Source organism: Saccharothrix longispora (assembly GCF_031455225.1).
Taxonomy (GTDB): domain Bacteria; phylum Actinomycetota; class Actinomycetes; order Mycobacteriales; family Pseudonocardiaceae; genus Actinosynnema; species Actinosynnema longispora.
Map to the genome: position 1 here is coordinate 5,819,136 of NZ_JAVDSG010000001.1, position 19,171 is coordinate 5,838,306.

Genomic DNA, 19,171 nt, shown 5'->3' on the forward strand with positions numbered 1-19,171 from the left:
GCTCCGGGGCCTGGCTAGAGCGAGACGGTCTTGAGGAAGTCCGCCGCCACGTTGACGGCGGTCTCCTTGTCGACGTCCACCCGCTTCACGAGGTCGGCCAGCTTCTCGGTGGTCAGCGCCGCCGACACCTTGTCCAGCGCCTCCTTGCCCTTGGCGTCCACCGCGTCCGACCGCAGCAGCGGCACGACGTTCTGCGCCGGGTACATGACCTTCGGGTCCTCCAGCTGCACGAAGCCGTTGGCCGCGATGTCGGCCGACGTCGTGTAGAGGTTGATGACCTGCACCGTGCCGTTCTTCAGCGAGTCCACGGTCACCGGGCCGCCCGCGTCGGTCGTCTTGATCTCGCTGAACGTGACGCCGTACAGCTCCTTGACCTTGGCCTCCCAGCGCTGCGCCCACTCGCCGGGCGCGCCGAGCGCGTACTTGCCGGTCCCCAGGTCGGCGATGGACTTCACGCCGGCGTCGGCGGTCTCCTTGGTGACCACCAGGACGTCCTTGTCCTCGGCCTCGGACTTCGCGAGCACCTCCAGCCCGGACGGGGTCTTGGACTTGAGCGCCGCGTAGACCTCCTCGGACTCGGTGGTGGTGTTGGTCTTGTCGAAGTAGTTGAGCAGGTTGCCGGTGTACTCGGGCACCACGCCGAGCGACTTGTCCTGCAACGCCTTGACCAGCAGCTCGCGGGCGCCGATGCCGGACTTCACCGTCACCGTCGCGCCGGTCGCCTTCAGCGCCCCCGCGTAGATCTCGGCGAGGATCTTGTTCTCGGTGAAGTCGGCGGAGCCGACCACGACCTCGCCCGACGCGGCCGGTTGGTTGCTCCCGCCGAGGTCCTCCGCGGACCCGCAGCCGGAGAGCACCAGGGCGGCCGACGCGACGATGACGGCCAACGTGCGCTTCATGCCGTGCTTCCTCCTGAATCGACGAGCACCGGTTCGACCCGGCGTCGGCGTCTCGACGGTCCCCGCGCGGTGCGCGCGGACACCCGCAAACCCGTGGGCACGACCAGCCGCCCGAGGACCGCGAGCAGGACGTCGAGCAGGACCGCGAGCAGCGCGATGAGGATCGCGCCGCCCACGAACTGCCCGTAGTCCAGCACCCGCAGGCCGTCGAGCAGCGGACGCCCCAGCGTCTCGATGCCCACGTACGCCGCGACCGAGGCGGTCGCGACGACCTGGAGCGTGGCGTTGCGCAGGCCGCCGAGGAGCAGCGGCAGCGCGTTCGGCACCTCGACCCGCCACAGCCGTTGCGCGCCGGTCATGCCCATGCCGCGCGCGGCGTCCACGACCCCGCGGTCGACGTCCTGGATGCCCGCGTAGGTGCCCGCGAGGATCGGCGGGATCGCCAGCACCACCAGGCCGATGAGCACACCGGACGTGCCGCCGCCCGCGACCAGGTACAGGAACGTGACCAGGCCGAGCGTGGGCAGGGCGCGCAGGGCGTTGCTGCCACCGACGAGGACGACGCCGCCGCGGCCGGTGTGGCCGACGAACAGCCCGAGCGGCACGGCGATCGCCGCCGCGCCGAGGACGGCGCCGAGGCAGTACAGCAGGTGGACGCCCACCCGCACCGGGATCGACTTGGGCCCGGTCCAGTTGGCCGCGTCCAGCAGCCAGGCGAGCGCGTCGGCGAAGATCACGGCGTGCCCGCCTTCACCCACGGCGTCAGCCGGTCGCGCAGCAGCACCAGCAGCAGGTCGACCACGAGCGCCAGCACCAGCGTCAGCACGATGCCGATGGCGATCGGCGCGAGGTAGCGCTGCCGGAACCCGTCGGTGAACAGCGTGCCGAGGCCGCCGGTGCCGATGAGCGCGCCCACGCTGACCAGGCTGATGTTGCTCACCGAGCCGACCCGCACCCCGGCCGCGAGCACCGGCACGGACAGCGGCAGCTCGACGGTGAGGAAGCGGCGCAGCGGCCGGAAGCCCATCGCGGTGGCGGCGGCCGTGACGTGCGCGGGCACCGCGTCGAGCGCCTCGGCGACCGGGCGCACGAGCAGCGCGGTGGTGTAGACGGTGAGCGCGAGGATCACGTTGAGCGGGTCGAGCACCTGCGTGCCGATGACCGCCGGGATGATCGCGAACAGCGCCAGCGACGGGATCGTGTAGACCACGTTCGACAGTCCGACCAGGACCGCGTTGAGGCGGCGGAACCGGTGGCACAGCAGGCCGAGGACGATCGCCAGCAGCACGGACGCGGCCAGCGGCACCAGCGACAGGTAGACGTGGTCGAGCAGCATGTCGAGCAGCGCGGCGCGGGTGCCGGCGTCGCTCAGGTAGGTCGCGATCTCACCCACGGCGGCCCTCGATCACGTCGAGGACCTGGCGCGCGGTGACGACGCCGGCCAGCCTGCCGTCGGCGTCCACGGCCACGCCGAGGCGCGACGGCGAGGACAGCGCGGAGTCCAGCGCGCCGCGGATGGGCGCGCCCACCTCGTAGAGCGAGCCGCCGGGGACGGTGGCGCCGTCGGGCGCGACCCAGCCCTGCGGCTTCCGGTCGGCGTCCACGACGAGCCGCCAGTCGGCGCCCGGTCCGGCCGGCGCCTCCCCGGACACCGTGGGCACGTCCGCCACCTCCACCCCGGAGGGGTCCACGAAGGACAGGCCGCGGTAGCCGCGGTCCTTGCCGACGAAACCGGCCACGAAGTCGTCCGCCGGGCGGGCCAGCAGCTCGGCGGGCGGCGCGTACTGGGCGAGGACGCCGCCGGTTCGGAGAACCGCAACCTTCTCGCCGATGCGCACCGCCTCGTCGATGTCGTGCGTGACGAACACGATGGTCTTGTCCAGTTCGGCCTGGAGCCGCAGCAGCTCGTCCTGCAACCCCTCGCGCACGACCGGGTCCACGGCGCTGAACGGCTCGTCCATCAGCAGCACGGGCGGGTCGGCGGCGAGCGCCCGCGCCACGCCGACGCGCTGCTGCTGGCCGCCGGAGAGCTGCGCGGGGTAGCGGCGGCCCAGTTCGGTGGGCAGGCCGACCAGCTCCAGCAGCTCGGCGGCGCGCGTCCGGGCCCCGCGGCGCGTCCAGCCGGTGAGCAGGGGCACCGTGGCCACGTTGTCCAGCACGGTGCGGTGCGGGAACAGGCCCGCCTGCTGGATGACGTACCCGATGCCGCGGCGCAGGGTGGGCGGGTCGACGCCCGAGACGTCCCTGCCGTCCACCAGGATCGTGCCCGACGTGGGGTCGATCATCCGGTTCACCATGCGCAGCGACGTCGTCTTCCCGCACCCCGAGGGCCCCACGAACACCGTGATCGTGCCTGCCTCGACCACGAGGTCGAGGTCGTCCACCGCGGTGGTCCCGCCGTCGAACCGCTTGGTCACGCCGCGGAACTCGATCACCCGTGGTCCTCTCGCCGCTTGGGGGAGCCGTCGAACGTCGATCGACCCTAGCCCGTTGGTCCGACCGTGGCACGACGTTCCGCATTCCGGTCGGTAGGGTGCACCGGTTGTGGCAACCGAACCAGTCCGCGCGCTCCTGGCCGAGCGCGGCGCGCACGCCCGAGGGCTCCGCCGCGTCGTCGACCTGCTCGCCGACGACTGGCACACGCTGGCCGAGCTGGTGCGGCTCCCGGCGGTGCCCCGGCGCACCGTGCAGGAACTGCTGACGGCGATCGGCGACGACCTGGACACCAGCGGCGACCGCTACCGGCTCGCGCCGGCGCACGCCGCCGACTACGCCGGGTTCGGCGTGGGCGGTGACGACCTCGTGGACCCGTTCGGCGCGCTGCTGTCCCGGCACACCGCGCAGCTGCGCGCGATCCTCGCCGACATCGCCGACGTGCCGCCGCCGCTGGCCGCGCTGGACCACGTGCAGGCCACGGCGGAGACCGCGCTGAAGCGCGCGCTGTGGCTGGACAACACCTACGACCTGGCCGGCCGGACGCTGCTGTGCCTGGGCGACCACGACCTCACCTCGCTCGCCGTGTGCTCGGTGAACCCGGACGTGTCCGTCGTCGTGGTCGACGTGGACGACCGGCTGCTGGAGTACGTGGACGGGCGCGCCGCCGAACGCGGGTTCGCGATCCGCACGGTGCACGCGGACTTCCGGTTCGGGCTGCCGCCCGCCGTGCTGGAGACGGCGGACCTCGTGTTCAGCGATCCGCCGTACACGCCGGAGGGCATGGCGCTGTTCGCCGGGCGGGCCGTCGAGGCGCTGGCCGACCCCGGTCGCGGCCGGGTGCTGCTGGCGCACGGGTTCAGCGACCGCACGCCCGCCCTGGGCCTGAAGGTGCAGCAGGAGCTGCAACGCCTGGGGCTGGTGTTCGAGGCGATCCTGCCCGCGTTCCACCGGTTCGACGGCGCGCAGGCCATCGGCAGCGCCGCCGACCTGTACGTGTGCCGGCCCACGTCGCGCCGCCCGGTGGCGCCCGCGCGCACCTCGATCTACACGCACGGCCCGCAGTCCGTGGAGGCGTCCGGGCCGGGCTCGAAGGCGTTGGAGGCCCTGGTCGACCTGGCCCCGCGCCCGGAGTCCTCGCCGCCGCCGAAGCCCCGGCAGCCCGGCTGGGCGGAGCCGGTCGGCAAGGGTGCGGCGTCGCTCGCGGTGGACCTGTCCGGCGACCCGGGCCCGTGGCTGCTGCGCACGCTGCTCGCCTGCTCGCCCGGCCGGATGGCCGCGCTGGTGCCGAACAACCACCCCGACGTGGCGTCCGAGAAGGGGCAGAAGGGCCTGGCCTCGTTGGTGGGCACCAGGTTCGCGCTGCGGTTCCTGCGGTCCACACCGGACGGCAAGCACTGCGTCGTGGTGGCGGACCAGGTGCTCGCGGGCACCCTCGACACCGGTGGCCTGGCCGTGCGCGAGGTGCTGGTGCGGGCGCACGGCAAGCTCGGCAACGTGTGGCGCGAGGCGCTCGTCACGGCGTCGCGCGGCGCGGTGACCAAGCGCGAGGCGAGGCAGCGCATCGACGAGGCCGTGGGCGACTCCGACGACCTGGAGCTGCGGCTGGTCGACCTGCCGCGCCACCGGATCGCCGCGCTGCTGCCGCTGATCAGCGAGTCGGCCGGCTAGCGGTCCCGGGGGTCGCGGCCAGCTCCTCCAGCCGGCCCAGGATGCGGGCGACCGCGCGCAGCAGGTTCAGCACGTGCGCGGTGATCCGCTCCAGCACGTGCGCCGCCCGGCCGACCGCCCACGCGGTGAACGCGGCCACCGACGCGCCGCCGCTCGCCTCCGCCGACGCCAGCGCCACGGCGGCGTTGCGGACCGCCTCCCGGGCGAACGTGACGACGAGGTCGCGCACCATGCCGCGCACGGCGGCGGTGACGGTGCCCGCGGTGGAGACGTGGTCGGCGACCGCGGCGCAGGTCCGGGACGCCGCCTCGGCCTCGTCCGCCGACGCCAGCCGCGCCCGCCGGAACGCCTCCGCCGCGCGCGGCGCCCAGCCGGTCACCTCGACGCGGACCTCGTCGCGGCGGTCGCGGGCCAGGCGGTCCAGGTCGAGCGACGCCTGCCGCCAGCGCGCGACGACCTCCTTGATCCGCTCGCCGTCGCCCTCCAGCCAGTCCAGCGGGGCGCGCAGGAAGCGGACGTGCTCGACGAGCCAGCCGACGCCGGCCGCGCCGAGCGCCTCGAACGGGTCGAGCGCGACGCCGAGGGTGTCCAGCCAGGCGGCGGCCAGCCCCCGGCCCGGCGCGGTCGTGCCGCCGCAGCCGGGCGCGTCGAGGCCGCTGCCGGCCAGGGCGCGGCGGACGTCGTCGAGGACGCGCGCGGCGTCCTCCGCGAAGGGCCGCAGCAGCACGCCGAACGCGTCGCCGGGCAGGTCGGCGCCGGCCAGGTCGGCGCCGGCCCGGCCCGCGGCCAGGTCGAGGTCGCTCACCGCGGGGCCGTCCCCCCGTCGTCGTCGGTTCCGCGCAGGCTGCGCGGCAGCGGCAGGTCGGGCGCGGCGTCCGGCACGTCCTCCGCCCGCACGGCCGGCGGGGGCAGCGGCACGCGCGCCACCCGCTCTCCGGCGGGGAGGAACCCGGTCAGGAAGTCCATGGCCTCGGTGCCGCCGAACTCGGGTTCGACGACGTCGGCCACCCGCCGCGCCACCTCGGCCTGCGCCTGGCGGACGGTGGCCAGGACCAGCTCGCCCAGCCGTTCGTCGGACAGCCCGGCGGACCGGGCGAACGCGATGTCGCGCAGCGCCCCGTTGGGGGCGACGGTCACGGTCACCACGCCGTCGGGCGAGCACGCGGTGGCCGTCGCGGCACCGATGCCGTCGCGCACCTCGCGCGAGCGCCGGGCGAGGTCGCGCGCCTTCGCCTCCAGGTCCGCGATCATCCGTTCCGGGTCCACCCAGGTCCCCCCACTGCCGGCCGCCACCCGATCGTGGAGTATCGCGGATCAGCCCGCGCGGGGTATGTGCAGGGGTCCGAGGGCGAGGACCGCCCGGAACTCCTTCGGCGGCACCGGCCGGGAGAACAGCCAGCCCTGGAACGCGTCGACGCCGACGCCGCGCAGCACGTGGAACTGGGTCGCGGTCTCCACGCCCTCCGCCACGCACTTGCGGCCCATCGCCCGCGCCATGTCCACGACCGCCCGCGCCACCGCGAAGTCCGACGAGTCGTTGCCCACGCCCGACACGAACCGCCGGTCCACCTTGATGATCTGCGCCGGCAGGTCCTTCAGCCGCGCCAACGACGAGTAGCCCGTGCCGAAGTCGTCCACCGCGAACCGGATGCCCCGCTCCACCAGCTCGTCCATCGACTGCCGCACCCGCGAGGGCAGGTCCACCAGCGCCGTCTCGACCAGCTCCAGCACCACCCGGTCCCACTCGATGCCCGCCTCGGCGATCGTGTCGGCCACGATGTCGACGAACTCCGGGTCACCCGGCACCAGACCGGCCAGGTTCACCGCCACCGACACCGGCTGGTCGCCCGGCGACGGCCACGTCGACGCCTCCTTCAGCGCCGTGCGCAGCACCCACCGGTCCAGCTCGCGCAGCAGGTCGCCCTGCTCGGCCACCGGCAGGAAGATGTCCGGCGGCAGCAGCCCGCGGTCCGGGTGCGGCCAGCGCACCAGCGCCTCCGCCGTCTGCACCGACCCGTCCACGCCCACCACCGGCTGGAAGTGCAGCGCCAGCCCGTCGTTCTGCAGCGCCTCGCGCAGCTGCCCCTCCAGGTGCACCTGCCGGTCCGCCGACGCGATCAGCGCCGCCGACGCCAGCGACACCCGCCCCGCGCCCGACCGCTTCGCCTCGAACATCGCCGCGTCCGCGAACCGCAGCAGGTCGTTGCCCGTGGCGCGGGACCCGTTGGGCACCGCCGCGCCGATCGACGCCGACACCCGCACCAGCTGCCCGTGCACCGGCACCACCGTGCGCAGCAGGCTCGCCACCGTCGTGGCCAGCTTGTCCACGCCGCCGACGCGGTCGATGTTCTCGCAGATGATCACGTACTCGTCACCCGACAACCGGGCCGCCGTGCAGCCGTCCGGCAGGCCGCCCTCCAGCCGCCGCGCCAGCGCCACCAGCAGCTCGTCGCCCGCGTCGTGGCCCAGCGAGTCGTTGACCCGCTTGAAGTTGTCGATGTCGCAGAACAGCACCGCCACCTTCGACCGCTCCGGCGACTCCAGCAGCGTGCCCAGCGTCTCCTTGACCAGGGCCCGGTTCGGCAGTCCGGTCAGCTCGTCGTGCGTGGCCTGGTGGCGCAGCGCCTCGGCGGTGCGGCGGCGCTCGGTGATGTCCTGGAACACGATCAGCCAGAACCGGCGGCCGTCGTCCTGCACGGACAGCGCGACGTGCAGCTCGCAGTACACCTGCACGCCGTCGCGGCGCACCAGGATGCGCTGCGGGACCTTGTGCGTGCGCTCGGCGCCCGCGGCGGACATCTCGTCGATGGACGGCAGCGGGTTGCCCGGGTCGTCGGGGTGGGTCAGGTCGCCCGCGGTCATGCCGCGCAGCTGCTCCAGGTCCATGCCGAGCAGGTCGCACAGCGCGTCGTTGGCGTCGACCAGCCGCTCGCCCTCGTCGAACAGGCCGATGCCGACGGGCGTGAGGGAGACCAGGTCGGCGAACCGCTGGCTCGACCTCTTCATGCGGGTCTCGGTGGCGCGCTGCTCGGTGATGTCCTGGGCGGTGCCGACGGCCAGCGGGAGCCCGTCCGGACCCTTCACCACGACGCCGTAGCAGCGGAACACGCGCACCGCGCCGTCCCGGCGCACGATGCGGTGCTCCAGCTGGATCGACCGCTCCTCGGTGGCCAGCTGCTGCCACAGGTCGTCCACCCACGCGCGGTCGTCGGGGTGCACCAGGTCCAGGTAGGTCTGGTAGCGGGTGTGCTCCCCGCGCGGCACGCCGAACAGCAGGGTCATCATGTCCGACCACAGCACGTCGCCGGTCTGGAGGTTCCACTCCCACACGCCGAGCTGCGCGTCGGCCAGCCGCCGCCGGTCCTCGCGCAGCTGCCGCTCCAGCGCGCGGGCGTCCGTGACGTCCTGGATGGTGCCGTGCAGCCGGCGGACCCGACCGCCCTCGAACTCGGCGCGGGCGCGGCACACGTAGACGCGGTCACCCAGTTCGCTGCGCACCTCCGCCTCCAGCGTGCGGCCCGCGTCCGGGTCGCCGCGCCGGGGGCGCAGCAGGGCGCGGCGCAGGTCCTCCAGCCGGCCCCGGTCGTCCGGGTGGACGCCGCACAGCAGGTCGTCGCCGGGGACGACGCCCAGCTCGGCGTACATCTCCAGCAGCACCTCGCTGCGGTGGACCCGGCCGGGCTGCGCCGCGACGGGCGACGCCTCGTAGCTCCAGCTGCCCATGCGCGCGATGCGCTGCGCCTCCAGCAGCCGGGCGCGCTCGGTCTCCAGGGCGCGGTCGGAGCGCCACTGGTCGGTGATGTCGCGGATGTAGCCGGTGATGAACTGGGTGCGCCCGTCGGAGCGCAGCTTCGCCTCGGCGACTCCCCTGATCCAGCGCAGGTCGCCGTCGGGCCGGTAGATCCGGTAGACGATGTCGATGGGGTTGCCGTCGAGCTCCCGGTTGGACCAGTAGCTGGCGACCATGTCGTAGTCGTCGGGGTGGACGACGTCCAGCACGGCCTGCGCGCCGGGCACCACCTCGGCGGGGTCGAGGCCCATCATCTCGAAGTGGTTGTCGGACCAGACCGTGACGCCGGTGCCCGGGTCGTACTCCCACGAGCCGATCTGGGCGACCCGCTGCACGGTGCGCAGCCTGCGCTGCTCGTCGCGCAGGTCCTCGGCGGCCCTGGCCAGGTCGGAGACGTCGACCAGGAGCACCGCCTGGAGGCCCGTGCCGGGCACCCCGGTGCGGACCACGCGGACCGGCACCAGCACGCCGTCGGCGCGGCGCAGGCGCAGGTCGTCGGGGCCGCCGACGAGGAGTTCGCCGAGCGGGCGGCCGACCAGGTCGTCCGCGGAGCGGACGCGGGCCAGTTCGACCGCGGCGGCGCCGGCGCGCATGACGACCCCCTTGGGGTCGCAGAGCAGCGTGGGCGCCTCGGGCAGCGCGAGGCCGTCGAGCGACACCTCGCCGTTCGTCGGACGCGCAGGGTCGAGCGCCACAGGAGCCCGTTCAACCCGCTTGGGCACGGTCCCACCTTCCCGTGTACACGGCAGGGATGACCGGCCCGACCGCACCCGACAGCGGCCCCTGCTGGGGCGTCCCTCTCCATGGGTGGATATTCACCCGTGGAGAGGGACCGTAGCGCTTCGGAGCGTCATCGCCCACCCCCGACGTGCTAACGAAACATCACGTTGGTGGTTTCGCTGCCGCGTTGAGGGGTGTGGACTTCGCGGCCGGAGCTCTCCCGACTCCGCCTCCGGTCAGGCTACTCCGTCCTGACGCGCTGCCAAGGCCACGGCAGCGGCGACTTCGGGTCCGACGCGCGGGTCGAGGGCGCTCGGCACGATGCGGTCCGCGGCCAGGTCCTCCGAGGCCACGGCCGCGATGGCGCCCGCGGCGGCGAGCTTCATGCCCTCCGTGATCCTGGTGGCGCCGGCGTCCAGCGCGCCGCGGAAGATGCCGGGGAACGCGAGCACGTTGTTGATCTGGTTGGGGAAGTCGCTGCGCCCCGTGGCGACGACCGCGGCGTGCCGCGCGGCGACCTCCGGGTGGACCTCCGGGTCCGGGTTGGACAGCGCGAACACGACCGCGTCGTCCGCCATCGACGCGATCAGCTCCTCCCCGACCGTGGACGAGGAGACGCCCACGAACACGTCCGCCCCGCGCAGGGCCTCGGCGATGCCGCCGCGCAGGCCGCTGCCGTTGGTGCGCGCGGCCAGCTCGGCCTTCACCGGGTTGAGCCCGTCGCGGCCCTCGTGCACGATGCCCCGCGAGTCGACCAGCACGACCTCGCCCGCACCGGCCGCGAGCAGGATGTTCGCGCAGGCCACACCCGCCGCGCCCGCCCCGGAGATGACGATCCGCTGGTCGGCGATGCGCTTGTCGAGCACGGTGTTCGCGCCGCGCAGCGCGGCCAGCGTGACGACCGCGGTGCCGTGCTGGTCGTCGTGCATGACCGGCACGTCCAGCGCCTCGATCAGCCGCTTCTCCAGCTCGAAGCAGCGCGGCGCGGACACGTCCTCCAGGTTGACCGCGCCGAACGACGGGCGCAGCCGGACCAGGGTCTCCACGATCTCGTCGACGTCCGTGGTGTCCAGCACCAGCGGGATCGAGTCGAGGCCGCCGAAGGTCTTGAACAGCGCCGCCTTGCCCTCCATGACCGGCAGCGACGCGCTCGCGCCGATGTCGCCCAGGCCGAGCACCGCGGTGCCGTCGCTGACCACGGCGACCAGGCGGTGCGCCCACGTGTAGCGGGCGGCCAGCGACGGGTCCCCGGCGATGGCCTGGCTGACCCGGGCCACGCCGGGCGAGTAGGCGATGGACAGCGCGCGGGAGTCGGCGAGCGACGCGGTGACGCCGATGCCCAGCTTGCCGCCCTCGTGGGCGGCGAAGATCTCGTCGTCGGTCAGCTCGGCGGTGGTCGGCTTCTCGTTCAATGCGGTCACGGGAGTCCCTCCTGCGGTGCGCGATTCCTGCGGCGCACCGGACCGGCGTTGTCACGCGGGTCTGCGGGGCCTGGCTGCGGGCGCCGCCACGCGGTCAGCGCGGCGTCCCCGGGGGGTGGTGTCCGGCAAGCATGGCAGTGATCAGGACCGCTGTCTGCGACGGGGGTCACAGTCTTTCCGCAGGTCAGAGCGGGTTTTCGCAGAACGTACGTCCGGTTTTCTGGACCGACCGGTCAGTTTCCGCAGGCAGGATCGGTCCAGAGCCGGCACGTTCTAGGGTGGCGCCATGCAGGCACGTGAGCTGAAAATTCCCGGCACGTTCGAGTTCACCCCTTCGGTGTTCGGCGACGACCGCGGCCTCTTCGTCGCGCCGTTCCAGGAGGCGGCGTTCGTCGAGGCCGTCGGGCACCCGCTGCGGGTCGCCCAGACCAACCACAGCGAGTCGCGGCGCGGCGTCGTCCGGGGCCTGCACTACGCCGACGTGCCGCCGGGTCAGTCCAAGTACGTGCACTGCCCGCGCGGCCGGCTGCTCGACGTCGTGGTGGACCTGCGGGTGGGCTCGCCGACGTTCGGCGAGTGGGACGCCGTGGAGCTGTCGCCCGACCGGTTCAACTCGGTCTACGTGCCGGAGGGCCTCGGCCACGCGCTGATGGCGCTGGAGGACGGCACGATCACGTCGTACCTGTGCTCCGAGGGCTTCAACCCGAAGGCCGAGCGCGCCGTCCACCCCCTGTCGCTCGGCCTGCCGTGGCCGGCCGACGTCGAGCCCGTGCTGTCCCCCAAGGACGCCGCCGCGCCGTCGGTGGACGAGGCCCGCGAGGCGGGCCTGCTGCCGTCCTACGACGAGTGCGTCACCTGGTACGCGACGCTGCGCGGCTGAGGCCCCTCACCTCAGCCGGCGCGGGCGCGGCCACAGGCGGTACCAGACCACCCCGACCACCTCGGCCGCGCCCAGCGTGCGCGAGTCCGTAGAGCCGAACGGGTTGTCGCCCTCGACGTGCCACCCCCCGTCGACCTCCCGCACGGCGCGCTTGATCGACAGCTGACCGGGCCTGGCGTGCCACCTGACCAGCACGAGATCACCCGGCGCCGGTGTCCGCCCGTGGCGGACGAGCACGACGTCACCGGTCCGCAGGGTCGGGGACATGGACGGCCCGACCACCCGAACCAGCGGCAACGGGTTGCCGTCCGACGGTGCCAACGATCACCTCCACCTGCTCGCCCCACGGTCCCGGAGTAGGGTTCCGCACGTCGGAGCATCCACTGTCAGGGAGGAAAGATGCGACTTCTGTCGCGCATCCGTTCACTCCGCCGCCCGCTCCTGGAGGCCACCGCGCACTGCGACCTCCCGTGCGGTGTTTACGACCCGGCCCAGGCCCGGATCGAGGCCGAGTCGGTCAAGGCGATTCAGGAGAAGTACCAGGCGAACGAGGACCCCGAGTTCCGCGCCCGCGCCATCCTCATCAAGGAGCAGCGCTCGGACCTCGTGAAGCACCACCTGTGGGTGCTGTGGACCGACTACTTCAAGCCGCCGCACTTCGAGAAGTACCCGGAGCTGCACGACCTGTTCAACCGGGCCACGAAGGCCGCCGGCGCGTCCGGCGCCAAGGGCTCCATGGACCCCGCCAAGGGCCAGGAGCTGCTCGACCTGATCGCCCAGATCGACAAGATCTTCTGGGAGACCAAGGCCGCGGCCTGATCACCGGCACCACCACGGCGCCGATCGACGGAGGTCCCCTCCACCCGGTCGGCGCCGTTCCACGTCCGCGGTCGGACGCCCCGCCGGGCCGGCGATTCCGACTCGATGCCGCATAATCGAACACATGTTCGAGGGCCTGAACCCGATCCCGCCGCCGCGCACCCGCCAGATCCGGGTGAAGCCCGCCCGCCCGGTCTGGGTCGACCTGGGCGCGGTCTTCCGGGTCGGCCGGCCCCGCCGCGTCGTCCCCGACGGCCTGGACCTCCAGGCCACCGTGCCGGGCGAGCTGCACCTCTGGTCCCTGACCACCACCGGCCACTGGGTCGGCTACGTGACGTTCGCGATCGCCGGCGAGGGCCGCCACGTGCAGGTCTCCCAGTGGGTGCTGTCCGCCACCCTGCAACCCCGCTCCGACCACCGCGCCCGGCCGTCGTGAGGGCGCCGTCCTAGGATCGGCCCGTGACTTCACACGTGTACCTGCTGCGGCACGGGCAGACGGAGTGGTCCGAGACCGGGCGGCACACGGGGCGGACCGACGTGCCGCTCACCGAGGCCGGCGTGCAGCAGGCCCGGCGCGCCGGGGCGGTGCTCGCGCGGTTGCGCGGGACCGACCGGCCGGCCGCCCTCGTGCTGGCCAGCCCCCGGCAGCGGGCGTGGCGGACCGCCGAACTGGCCGGCCTGCACGACGCGGAGCGGACCGAGGACCTCGGCGAGTGGCACTACGGCGACTACGAGGGGTTGACCACGCCGCAGATCCGGGAGACGGTGCCCGGCTGGACCGTGTGGTCGCACCCCACCCCCGGCGGCGAGACGGCCGAGCAGGTGCGCGAGCGGGCCGGCCGGGTGCTGGACCGGGCGCGCAAGGCGCTCGTGAGCGGTGACGTGGTGCTGGTCGGGCACGGGCACTTCAGCCGCGTCCTCGTCGCCACCTGGCTGGGCCTGCCGCCCAGTGAGGGTGTCCACTTCGGACTGGACCCTGGGGGCACCACGGTCCTCGGCGACGAGCGCGGCGACCCGCAGGTGCGGCGGTTGAACGTGCCCGCCTGGGAGTTCGACCTTGGGTGACCCGCGCATCCGGCGCATCCGCCCGGGGGACGTGCCCGCCGCCGTGCGCCTCGTCGAGGAGCTGGCCGAGTACGAGCGCGCCCGCCACGAGTGCGGGCTGACGGAGGAACAGCTGCACCACGCCCTCTTCCGCGACGCGCCCGCGCTGTTCGGGCACGTGGCGGAGGTGGACGGCGCCGTCGTCGGCACGGCCCTGTGGTTCCTCGACTTCTCCACCTGGCGCGGCACGCACGGCATCTACCTCGAAGACCTCTACGTCCGGCCGGCGCACCGCGGCGCGGGCCTCGGCAGGGCGCTGCTCCGCGCCCTGGCCGAGGAGTGCGTCGCCCACGGCTACGCGCGGCTGGAGTGGTCGGTGCTCGACTGGAACGCGCCCGCGATCGGCTTCTACCGGTCGCTCGGCGCGGTCCCGCAGGACGAGTGGACCGTCTTCCGGCTCACGGACGAGGCCCTGACCCGCTTGGGTTCGGCTCCGCCGGGACGGGACGGCTGACGGCGGCCTGCCGCACCACCCCCACCCACCACAGCACGGTGAACGCGATGACCGTCGGGTTCTTCACGAACAGCAGCACGGCCAGGTAGGTCTGCCGCCACGCCTCGGGCAGCAGCGTGCCCGCGGCCTCCAGGCCCACGTCGAACACCAGGGCCGCCGCCGACATGAGCACGACGTGCCAGCCCAGCGACGGCCAGTGCCGCCGGACGAACGCCCGCGCGCCGGGCCAGTCGGGCCGCTCGCCCCGCAGCGCCACCCGCCACACCAGCACGACGAGCGCGATCCGCACCCCCGCCACCAGCACCTCGGACGCCAGGGCCGGCCCGGACGGCAGCCACCCGCCGACGACCACGAGCCGCTGCGCGGACGCGATCAGCGACAACCCCACGACCCAGCGCCAGTGCCGCAGGTAGAACCCGGCCGCCCAGCGCAGCACGTCGAGCGCCAACGACAGCTCTCGCACCCCAACCCCCTCAGTCGGCAAACCTTTTAGTTCAGTCTACTGAAATATCTGCCCGGGTAAAGTGAACGGCATGGACCACGGGCGCGAGCTGAGCACGGCGGTCGTCGCGTTCCACGAGGCGGTCGGCGCGCACCTGGGCGTCACCGCGGTGGACCAGCGCGCGCTCGCGCTGATCGGCAGCAAGGGGCCGATGAGCGCCGGCGAGCTGGCGAAGGAGATCAACCTGACCCCCGGCGCGGTCACCGGCGTGGCGGACCGGCTCGAACGGGCCGGGTTGGTGCGCCGCGAACCCGATCCCGACGACCGCCGGCGGGTGGTGATCAGCGCCGTGCCCGGCGCGTTCGGCCGGGTGTTCGCGGGCCTGAGCGCGGCGATGGCCGAGCTGGGCGCCCGCTACACGCCCGAGCAGCAGCGGGTCATCGGCGACTGGGTGGAGCGCACGGTCGAGGTGCTCAAGGAGCAGACCAGGCTGCTCACCGGGGACGGACGTCGCGAGGACGGACGTCTCAGGCCGTAGGCCGCTTCACGCACACCGCGCCGTACGCGACGGCCTCCGCGCCGGTCTCCGGCTCGTCCTCGCCGCGCCACCGGGTCGCCAGCACCAGGCCGGGCTCCAGCAGCTCCCAGCCGTCCAGCATGGCCTCCAGCGCGTCCTTGGACCGCGCCACCATCGGCATCACGGTGCCCTCGGCCACGCCGATCAGCTCCTCCACGACGGAGGGCTGCACGTCGCAGGTCAGGTGGCTCACCACCAGCACGCTGCCGTCGGCCAGGGCGTCGCGGTAGCCGGCGACCACCCCGGCCGGGTCGTCCTCGTCCGGCACGAACGGCAGGATCGCGACCATCAGCACGGCGACCGGCTCGGCCAGGTCGAGCATCCCGCGCACCTCGGGCGTGCCGAGCACGGCGGCCACGTCGCGGATGTCGGCCTCGGCGATGGCGGCGCCCGCGTTGCCCCGCAGCATCGCGCGGCTGTGCGCCACGGTGGTCGGGTCGTGGTCCACGTACACCACGCGGCACGTCGGGTCGACCTGCTGGGCGACCTCGTGGACGTTGCCGGCGGTGGGGATGCCGGAGCCGAGGTCGAGGAACTGGCGGATGCCCCGCGACACGCACTCGCGCACGGCCCGGCGCAGGAACGCGCGGCTGTGCTGGACCATCGCGGCGGCGGGGACGTGCCGCATCGACCGCTCGGCGTACTCGCGATCGACGGCGAAGTTGTGCGCGCCGCCGAGGTAGTAGTCGTAGAGCCGGGCCGCGTTCGGCCGGTCGACGTCACCCGACGTCGACACCCACCTCGGGGGGTTCTGCACTGCGCACCTCACCCTGCACGGCACCCGGAGCGGCGTGAACGCCTGCCAGACCGTATCTGGCTACTCCGTTCGTGTCCATCCACCAAACGTGAACACGCAGGGTGACTGTGACTGGTGGGTGGTGGTTCGGCCGAACCCGCTGGATGGTTCCCGGCCGAGGGGACGGCGCAGGGGTCCTGCCCCCTCGGCCGGGCGGTTCGGGCGTCAGACGCCCGCGTAGGAGCGGATCCAGTCGCGGTAGCGGGTGACGGCGGTGTAGTTCGACCGGGTGGAGCGGTCGGAGGTGGAGGCGACGCCGACCTGGTAGCGGCGGCCGTCGACCGGGCTGGTGGCGAACATCGGGCCGCCCGAGTCGCCGCCGGCGGCGATGCCGTTCACGCGGGTCACCGAGATGGCGATGCCGCCGCGGTAGTCGCGCCCGTTGACCGACGTGACGCGGGTGTCGGCGTACTTGAGGTAGCGCGACTGGCAGTTGATCTCCGGCTGGTTGGTGCAGGTGGCGCCCCAGCCGTAGATCTGCACGGTCTGGTTGACCGCGACCGCGGTGGTGGTGCCCAGCGGCGCGTAGGTGCCGGAGACCGAGCGGTCGATCTGGGCCAGGGCCAGGTCGACCGACGGGTGCTGGATGATCCGGGTGGCGGTCACCAGGGTGCCGCCGGTGGTCTGGTCGAGGCTGCCGACCCGGAAGGTGTAGGTGCCCGCGGACGCCACGCAGTGCTGCGCGGTCAGGATCCAGGTCGGGGCGATGATGGTGGCCGAGCAGTTCTGCTGGCCGTTGCGGAACAGGCGGGCCGCCCACGGCGCGTTGGTCGCCGTGCCGCCGCCGATGATGTACGGCGTGACGTCGTCGGCCGGCGCCGCGGAGGCCGTCGGGGCCAGCGTGGTCAGCGCGAACGCGGACAGCAGTGCGGTAGTGGCTCCGACCACCGCGGACAGGGCGCGATTGAGTCGCATGGATTCGTCACCTCAACGAACGCAGGGATGGTGAATTCACCACCCACAGCGTCACTCTTACCGGTGACGCTGGCCACCCTCCGTTAGTTGGCGATCAGCCAGACCATCAGGGGCGACCGAATGCCCTATTCGTCGCGTTCGTCCACTCCCAGCGCCCAGCGGCGCACGGGGTTGGTGAACAGCAGGAAGAGCACGAGCACGACGTACGCGCCGAGCAGCGCGCCCCACAGCTGCCGGCCCGAGGGGCCGTACACGTACCAGGCGATGCCCAGCAGGAGCAGCTGCACGACGATCGAGGGCGTGCGGCCCCAGTGCCTGCCGAGCACCAGGCCGACGCCGGCGGCGAGGATGCCGCCCGCCAGGACGGTGAAGTACGCGGCCTCGCCGAGCACCGGACCGGGCCGGGGCGCGTCGAACGAGTGGACGACCAGCACCACCGCGAACGCCAGACCGGTCAACCCCTGCAACGCGGTCAGCGCGCCCGCGACGCGGACGGCCGGCGGGACCTGCTCCTGGGTCGACACGCTGCGCCTTTCCTCACGGTGAGTACTCGTCACGCATCGTAGGCCACCCGGTTGGCGAGTCCCGTTCGACCGCCGCAGCGGCGAAGATCGGGGGAAGTCTTCGGCGAGCCGGCGGTCGGGCCGGGGTGCACTTGTCGCTGACGTACGGCACGGCGACGGCGAAAGGAGATCTGAACCACTTTCGTGCGCTCTGATCCCTCCTACTGGGTGACACGCGATCGGCCTGAGGTCACGCGCTGTCTTACTCTGCTGGAGTGCGCGCACTTCTGGTGGTCAACCCGCAGGCGACGGCCACGACGCCTGCCGGCCGGGACGTGCTCGCGCACGCGCTGGCCAGCGAGGTGAAGCTCGACGTCGTCGAGACGGACTACCGCGGGCACGCGGCCGACGCCGCGGCGCTGGCCGTCGTCGAGGACTACGACCTGGTCGTGGCCCACGGCGGCGACGGCACGGTGAACGAGGTGGTCAACGGCCTGGTGCGCGACGGGGCTCGACCGGGGCTCCCCATGCTCGGCGTGGTCCCGGGCGGTTCGGCGAACGTCTTCGCGGGCGCGCTCGGCCTGCCGCGCGACCCGGTGGAGGCCACCTACCGCCTCCTCCAGGCCGTCGAGCACGGCACCAGCCGCAGGGTCAGCCTCGGCAAGGTCGCCTCCGCGGGCGGCGCCGAGGACCACGACCGCTGGTTCACCTTCAACGCGGGCGTGGGCTGGGACGCCGACGTGGTCGCGGGCGTCGAGCAGCAGCGCGCCAAGGGCCGCCAGGCGTCACCGGGCCTGTACGTGCGCACCGCCCTGACCACCTACTTCACCGAGCGCAGGCAGCCCTCCTCGCTCACCGTGCAGATCCCGGGCGAGCCGCTCTTCGAGGATGTCCGGCTGGCGTTCGTGTCCAACACCGACCCGTGGACCTACCTCGGCGACAAGGCCATCCGGCTCAACCCGAGCACGTCGTTCGACGGCGGTCTGGGCCTGTTCGCGCTGCACGGGATGGGATTCCCCACGATCGCGCGCTACGTCGCGCATCTTTTGGCGACGGACGGGAACCCCAGGGGCGCGAACCTGCTCCGGCGCGACGACGTCGAGTTCGTCCGGGTGACGAGTGCCGAACCCGTCAACCTCCAGGTCGACGGCGACCTGCTCGGGTCCTGCACCGAAGTGGAGTTCACGGGTGTCCGCGAGGCACTCACGGTGGCCGTGTGACGGTTGTGACGCGTTGTGTGACCGTCGCGTGACCGGGACGCGACCGTTCCGCGACGTTACGACCTGCTGAGACGTCGCGGAGTGACCCCCTGCGTGAACTCTGTCGATCTTTCGGGTGAGTTCACTCACCGGGTTAGCGCTAACCCCTTGACATCCCGGCCGTTCGTGAAAGCATTCACAAGCACCCCAAAACCGACCGCTGACGACTGGCGCGCCCTTGCGCGCGCCTAGCTGAGGAGTAGTTCCAATGGACTGGCGCCACCGCGCGATCTGCCGCGACGAGGACCCCGAGCTGTTCTTCCCCGTGGGGAACAGCGGTCCTGCGCTGCTTCAGATCGCCGAGGCGAAGACCGTCTGCCGCCGCTGCCCCGTCGTCTCCGACTGCCTCGCGTGGGCACTGGAGAGCGGCCAGGACGCCGGCGTGTGGGGCGGGATGAGCGAAGACGAGCGTCGCGCCCTCAAGCGCCGCAACGCCCGCACCCGGGCTCGCAGCAACGCCTGAGCCGATAGGCAAACACGAAGGGCCC

General features: G+C 73.2%; 22 protein-coding genes. 9 read left to right on the top strand and 13 right to left on the bottom strand.

Annotated elements, in window-relative coordinates; all coding sequences use genetic code 11:
* Positions 1-14: 14 nt before the first annotated feature.
* From J2S66_RS24315 to J2S66_RS24330, 4 genes are read right to left on the bottom strand one after another with little or no spacing between them, the layout of a single operon-like run.
* A complete protein-coding gene (locus J2S66_RS24315; RefSeq protein ID WP_310309591.1) occupies positions 15-899 on the bottom strand; it encodes an ABC transporter substrate-binding protein in 885 nt (294 codons plus the stop codon).
* Positions 896-1,633, bottom strand: coding sequence for an ABC transporter permease (locus tag J2S66_RS24320; protein ID WP_374726216.1), 738 nt, complete (start codon positions 1,631-1,633; stop codon positions 896-898). Before J2S66_RS24320 ends, J2S66_RS24315 begins: the two co-directional genes overlap by 4 nt.
* Positions 1,633-2,235, bottom strand: a complete 603-nt coding sequence (locus J2S66_RS24325; RefSeq protein ID WP_310315036.1) for an ABC transporter permease — start codon at positions 2,233-2,235, stop codon at positions 1,633-1,635. Before J2S66_RS24325 ends, J2S66_RS24320 begins: the two co-directional genes overlap by 1 nt.
* A gap of 49 nt (positions 2,236-2,284) precedes the next feature.
* Positions 2,285-3,334: an ABC transporter ATP-binding protein gene (locus J2S66_RS24330; RefSeq protein WP_310309592.1), complete on the bottom strand. Its 1,050-nt coding sequence runs from the start codon at positions 3,332-3,334 to the stop codon at positions 2,285-2,287.
* A 109-nt stretch (positions 3,335-3,443) separates the two neighbouring features.
* On the opposite strand from J2S66_RS24330, the gene J2S66_RS24335 reads away from it, so the two are divergent.
* Positions 3,444-5,003 (top strand): bis-aminopropyl spermidine synthase family protein, encoded by a 1,560-nt coding sequence (locus J2S66_RS24335; RefSeq protein WP_310309593.1) that lies wholly within the window; start codon positions 3,444-3,446, stop codon positions 5,001-5,003.
* On the opposite strand, the gene J2S66_RS24340 is transcribed toward J2S66_RS24335, so the two are convergent.
* The 4 genes from J2S66_RS24340 to J2S66_RS24355 form a co-directional block, all read right to left on the bottom strand.
* Positions 4,984-5,808, bottom strand: a complete 825-nt coding sequence (locus tag J2S66_RS24340; RefSeq protein WP_310309594.1) for a hypothetical protein — start codon at positions 5,806-5,808, stop codon at positions 4,984-4,986. The two genes, J2S66_RS24335 and J2S66_RS24340, sit on opposite strands and share 20 nt — an antisense overlap.
* Positions 5,805-6,269 (bottom strand): YbaB/EbfC family nucleoid-associated protein, encoded by a 465-nt coding sequence (locus J2S66_RS24345; protein ID WP_310309595.1) that lies wholly within the window; start codon positions 6,267-6,269, stop codon positions 5,805-5,807. The genes J2S66_RS24340 and J2S66_RS24345 overlap by 4 nt, the downstream gene beginning before the upstream one ends.
* A 48-nt stretch (positions 6,270-6,317) precedes the next feature.
* On the bottom strand, positions 6,318-9,515 hold the full coding sequence (locus J2S66_RS24350; RefSeq protein WP_310309596.1) for a bifunctional diguanylate cyclase/phosphodiesterase: 3,198 nt from the start codon (positions 9,513-9,515) through the stop codon (positions 6,318-6,320).
* Between the two features lie 234 nt (positions 9,516-9,749).
* Positions 9,750-10,934, bottom strand: coding sequence for an NAD(P)-dependent malic enzyme (locus J2S66_RS24355; protein WP_310309597.1), 1,185 nt, complete (start codon positions 10,932-10,934; stop codon positions 9,750-9,752).
* A 286-nt stretch (positions 10,935-11,220) separates the two neighbouring features.
* Between J2S66_RS24355 and J2S66_RS24360 the strand changes: the two genes are divergently transcribed.
* Positions 11,221-11,814, top strand: coding sequence for a dTDP-4-dehydrorhamnose 3,5-epimerase family protein (locus tag J2S66_RS24360; RefSeq protein ID WP_310309598.1), 594 nt, complete (start codon positions 11,221-11,223; stop codon positions 11,812-11,814).
* 6 nt (positions 11,815-11,820) lie between these two features.
* On the opposite strand, the gene J2S66_RS24365 is transcribed toward J2S66_RS24360, so the two are convergent.
* Positions 11,821-12,135: a S26 family signal peptidase gene (locus tag J2S66_RS24365; RefSeq protein ID WP_310309600.1), complete on the bottom strand. Its 315-nt coding sequence runs from the start codon at positions 12,133-12,135 to the stop codon at positions 11,821-11,823.
* A 78-nt stretch (positions 12,136-12,213) separates the two neighbouring features.
* On the opposite strand from J2S66_RS24365, the gene sodN reads away from it, so the two are divergent.
* From sodN to J2S66_RS24385, 4 genes are all read left to right on the top strand, one after another.
* Positions 12,214-12,633, top strand: a complete 420-nt coding sequence (gene sodN / locus J2S66_RS24370; RefSeq protein ID WP_306748469.1) for a superoxide dismutase, Ni — start codon at positions 12,214-12,216, stop codon at positions 12,631-12,633.
* Between the two features lie 124 nt (positions 12,634-12,757).
* Positions 12,758-13,069, top strand: a complete 312-nt coding sequence (locus tag J2S66_RS24375; protein WP_310309601.1) for a hypothetical protein — start codon at positions 12,758-12,760, stop codon at positions 13,067-13,069.
* A gap of 23 nt (positions 13,070-13,092) precedes the next feature.
* On the top strand, positions 13,093-13,698 hold the full coding sequence (locus J2S66_RS24380; protein WP_310309602.1) for a histidine phosphatase family protein: 606 nt from the start codon (positions 13,093-13,095) through the stop codon (positions 13,696-13,698).
* Positions 13,691-14,191, top strand: a complete 501-nt coding sequence (locus J2S66_RS24385; RefSeq protein WP_310309603.1) for a GNAT family N-acetyltransferase — start codon at positions 13,691-13,693, stop codon at positions 14,189-14,191. The genes J2S66_RS24380 and J2S66_RS24385 overlap by 8 nt, the downstream gene beginning before the upstream one ends.
* Here the strand turns inward: J2S66_RS24385 and J2S66_RS24390 are convergent.
* Positions 14,136-14,654 (bottom strand): hypothetical protein, encoded by a 519-nt coding sequence (locus tag J2S66_RS24390; RefSeq protein WP_310309605.1) that lies wholly within the window; start codon positions 14,652-14,654, stop codon positions 14,136-14,138. The two genes, J2S66_RS24385 and J2S66_RS24390, sit on opposite strands and share 56 nt — an antisense overlap.
* Positions 14,655-14,715: 61 nt before the next feature.
* On the opposite strand from J2S66_RS24390, the gene J2S66_RS24395 reads away from it, so the two are divergent.
* On the top strand, positions 14,716-15,171 hold the full coding sequence (locus tag J2S66_RS24395; RefSeq protein WP_425566368.1) for a MarR family transcriptional regulator: 456 nt from the start codon (positions 14,716-14,718) through the stop codon (positions 15,169-15,171).
* Here the strand turns inward: J2S66_RS24395 and J2S66_RS24400 are convergent.
* The 3 genes from J2S66_RS24400 to J2S66_RS24410 all read right to left on the bottom strand — a co-directional run bounded on the left by J2S66_RS24400 (position 15,161) and on the right by J2S66_RS24410 (position 17,445).
* Positions 15,161-15,967 carry an SAM-dependent methyltransferase gene (locus J2S66_RS24400; RefSeq protein WP_310309607.1) on the bottom strand — a complete coding sequence of 269 codons (807 nt, stop codon included), beginning with the start codon at positions 15,965-15,967 and terminating at the stop codon, positions 15,161-15,163. The genes J2S66_RS24395 and J2S66_RS24400 overlap by 11 nt on opposite strands.
* 204 nt (positions 15,968-16,171) lie before the next feature.
* On the bottom strand, positions 16,172-16,921 hold the full coding sequence (locus J2S66_RS24405; protein ID WP_310309608.1) for a S1 family peptidase: 750 nt from the start codon (positions 16,919-16,921) through the stop codon (positions 16,172-16,174).
* 125 nt (positions 16,922-17,046) lie between these two features.
* Entirely contained in the window at positions 17,047-17,445 is a 399-nt protein-coding gene (locus J2S66_RS24410; protein ID WP_310309609.1) for a hypothetical protein, read from the bottom strand.
* Between the two features lie 254 nt (positions 17,446-17,699).
* Between J2S66_RS24410 and J2S66_RS24415 the strand changes: the two genes are divergently transcribed.
* Together J2S66_RS24415 and J2S66_RS24420 are read left to right on the top strand one after the other, a co-directional pair.
* Positions 17,700-18,644 (top strand): diacylglycerol/lipid kinase family protein, encoded by a 945-nt coding sequence (locus J2S66_RS24415; protein WP_310309610.1) that lies wholly within the window; start codon positions 17,700-17,702, stop codon positions 18,642-18,644.
* Between the two features lie 247 nt (positions 18,645-18,891).
* Positions 18,892-19,146, top strand: a complete 255-nt coding sequence (locus J2S66_RS24420; RefSeq protein ID WP_015104912.1) for a WhiB family transcriptional regulator — start codon at positions 18,892-18,894, stop codon at positions 19,144-19,146.
* Positions 19,147-19,171: the final 25 nt, after the last annotated feature.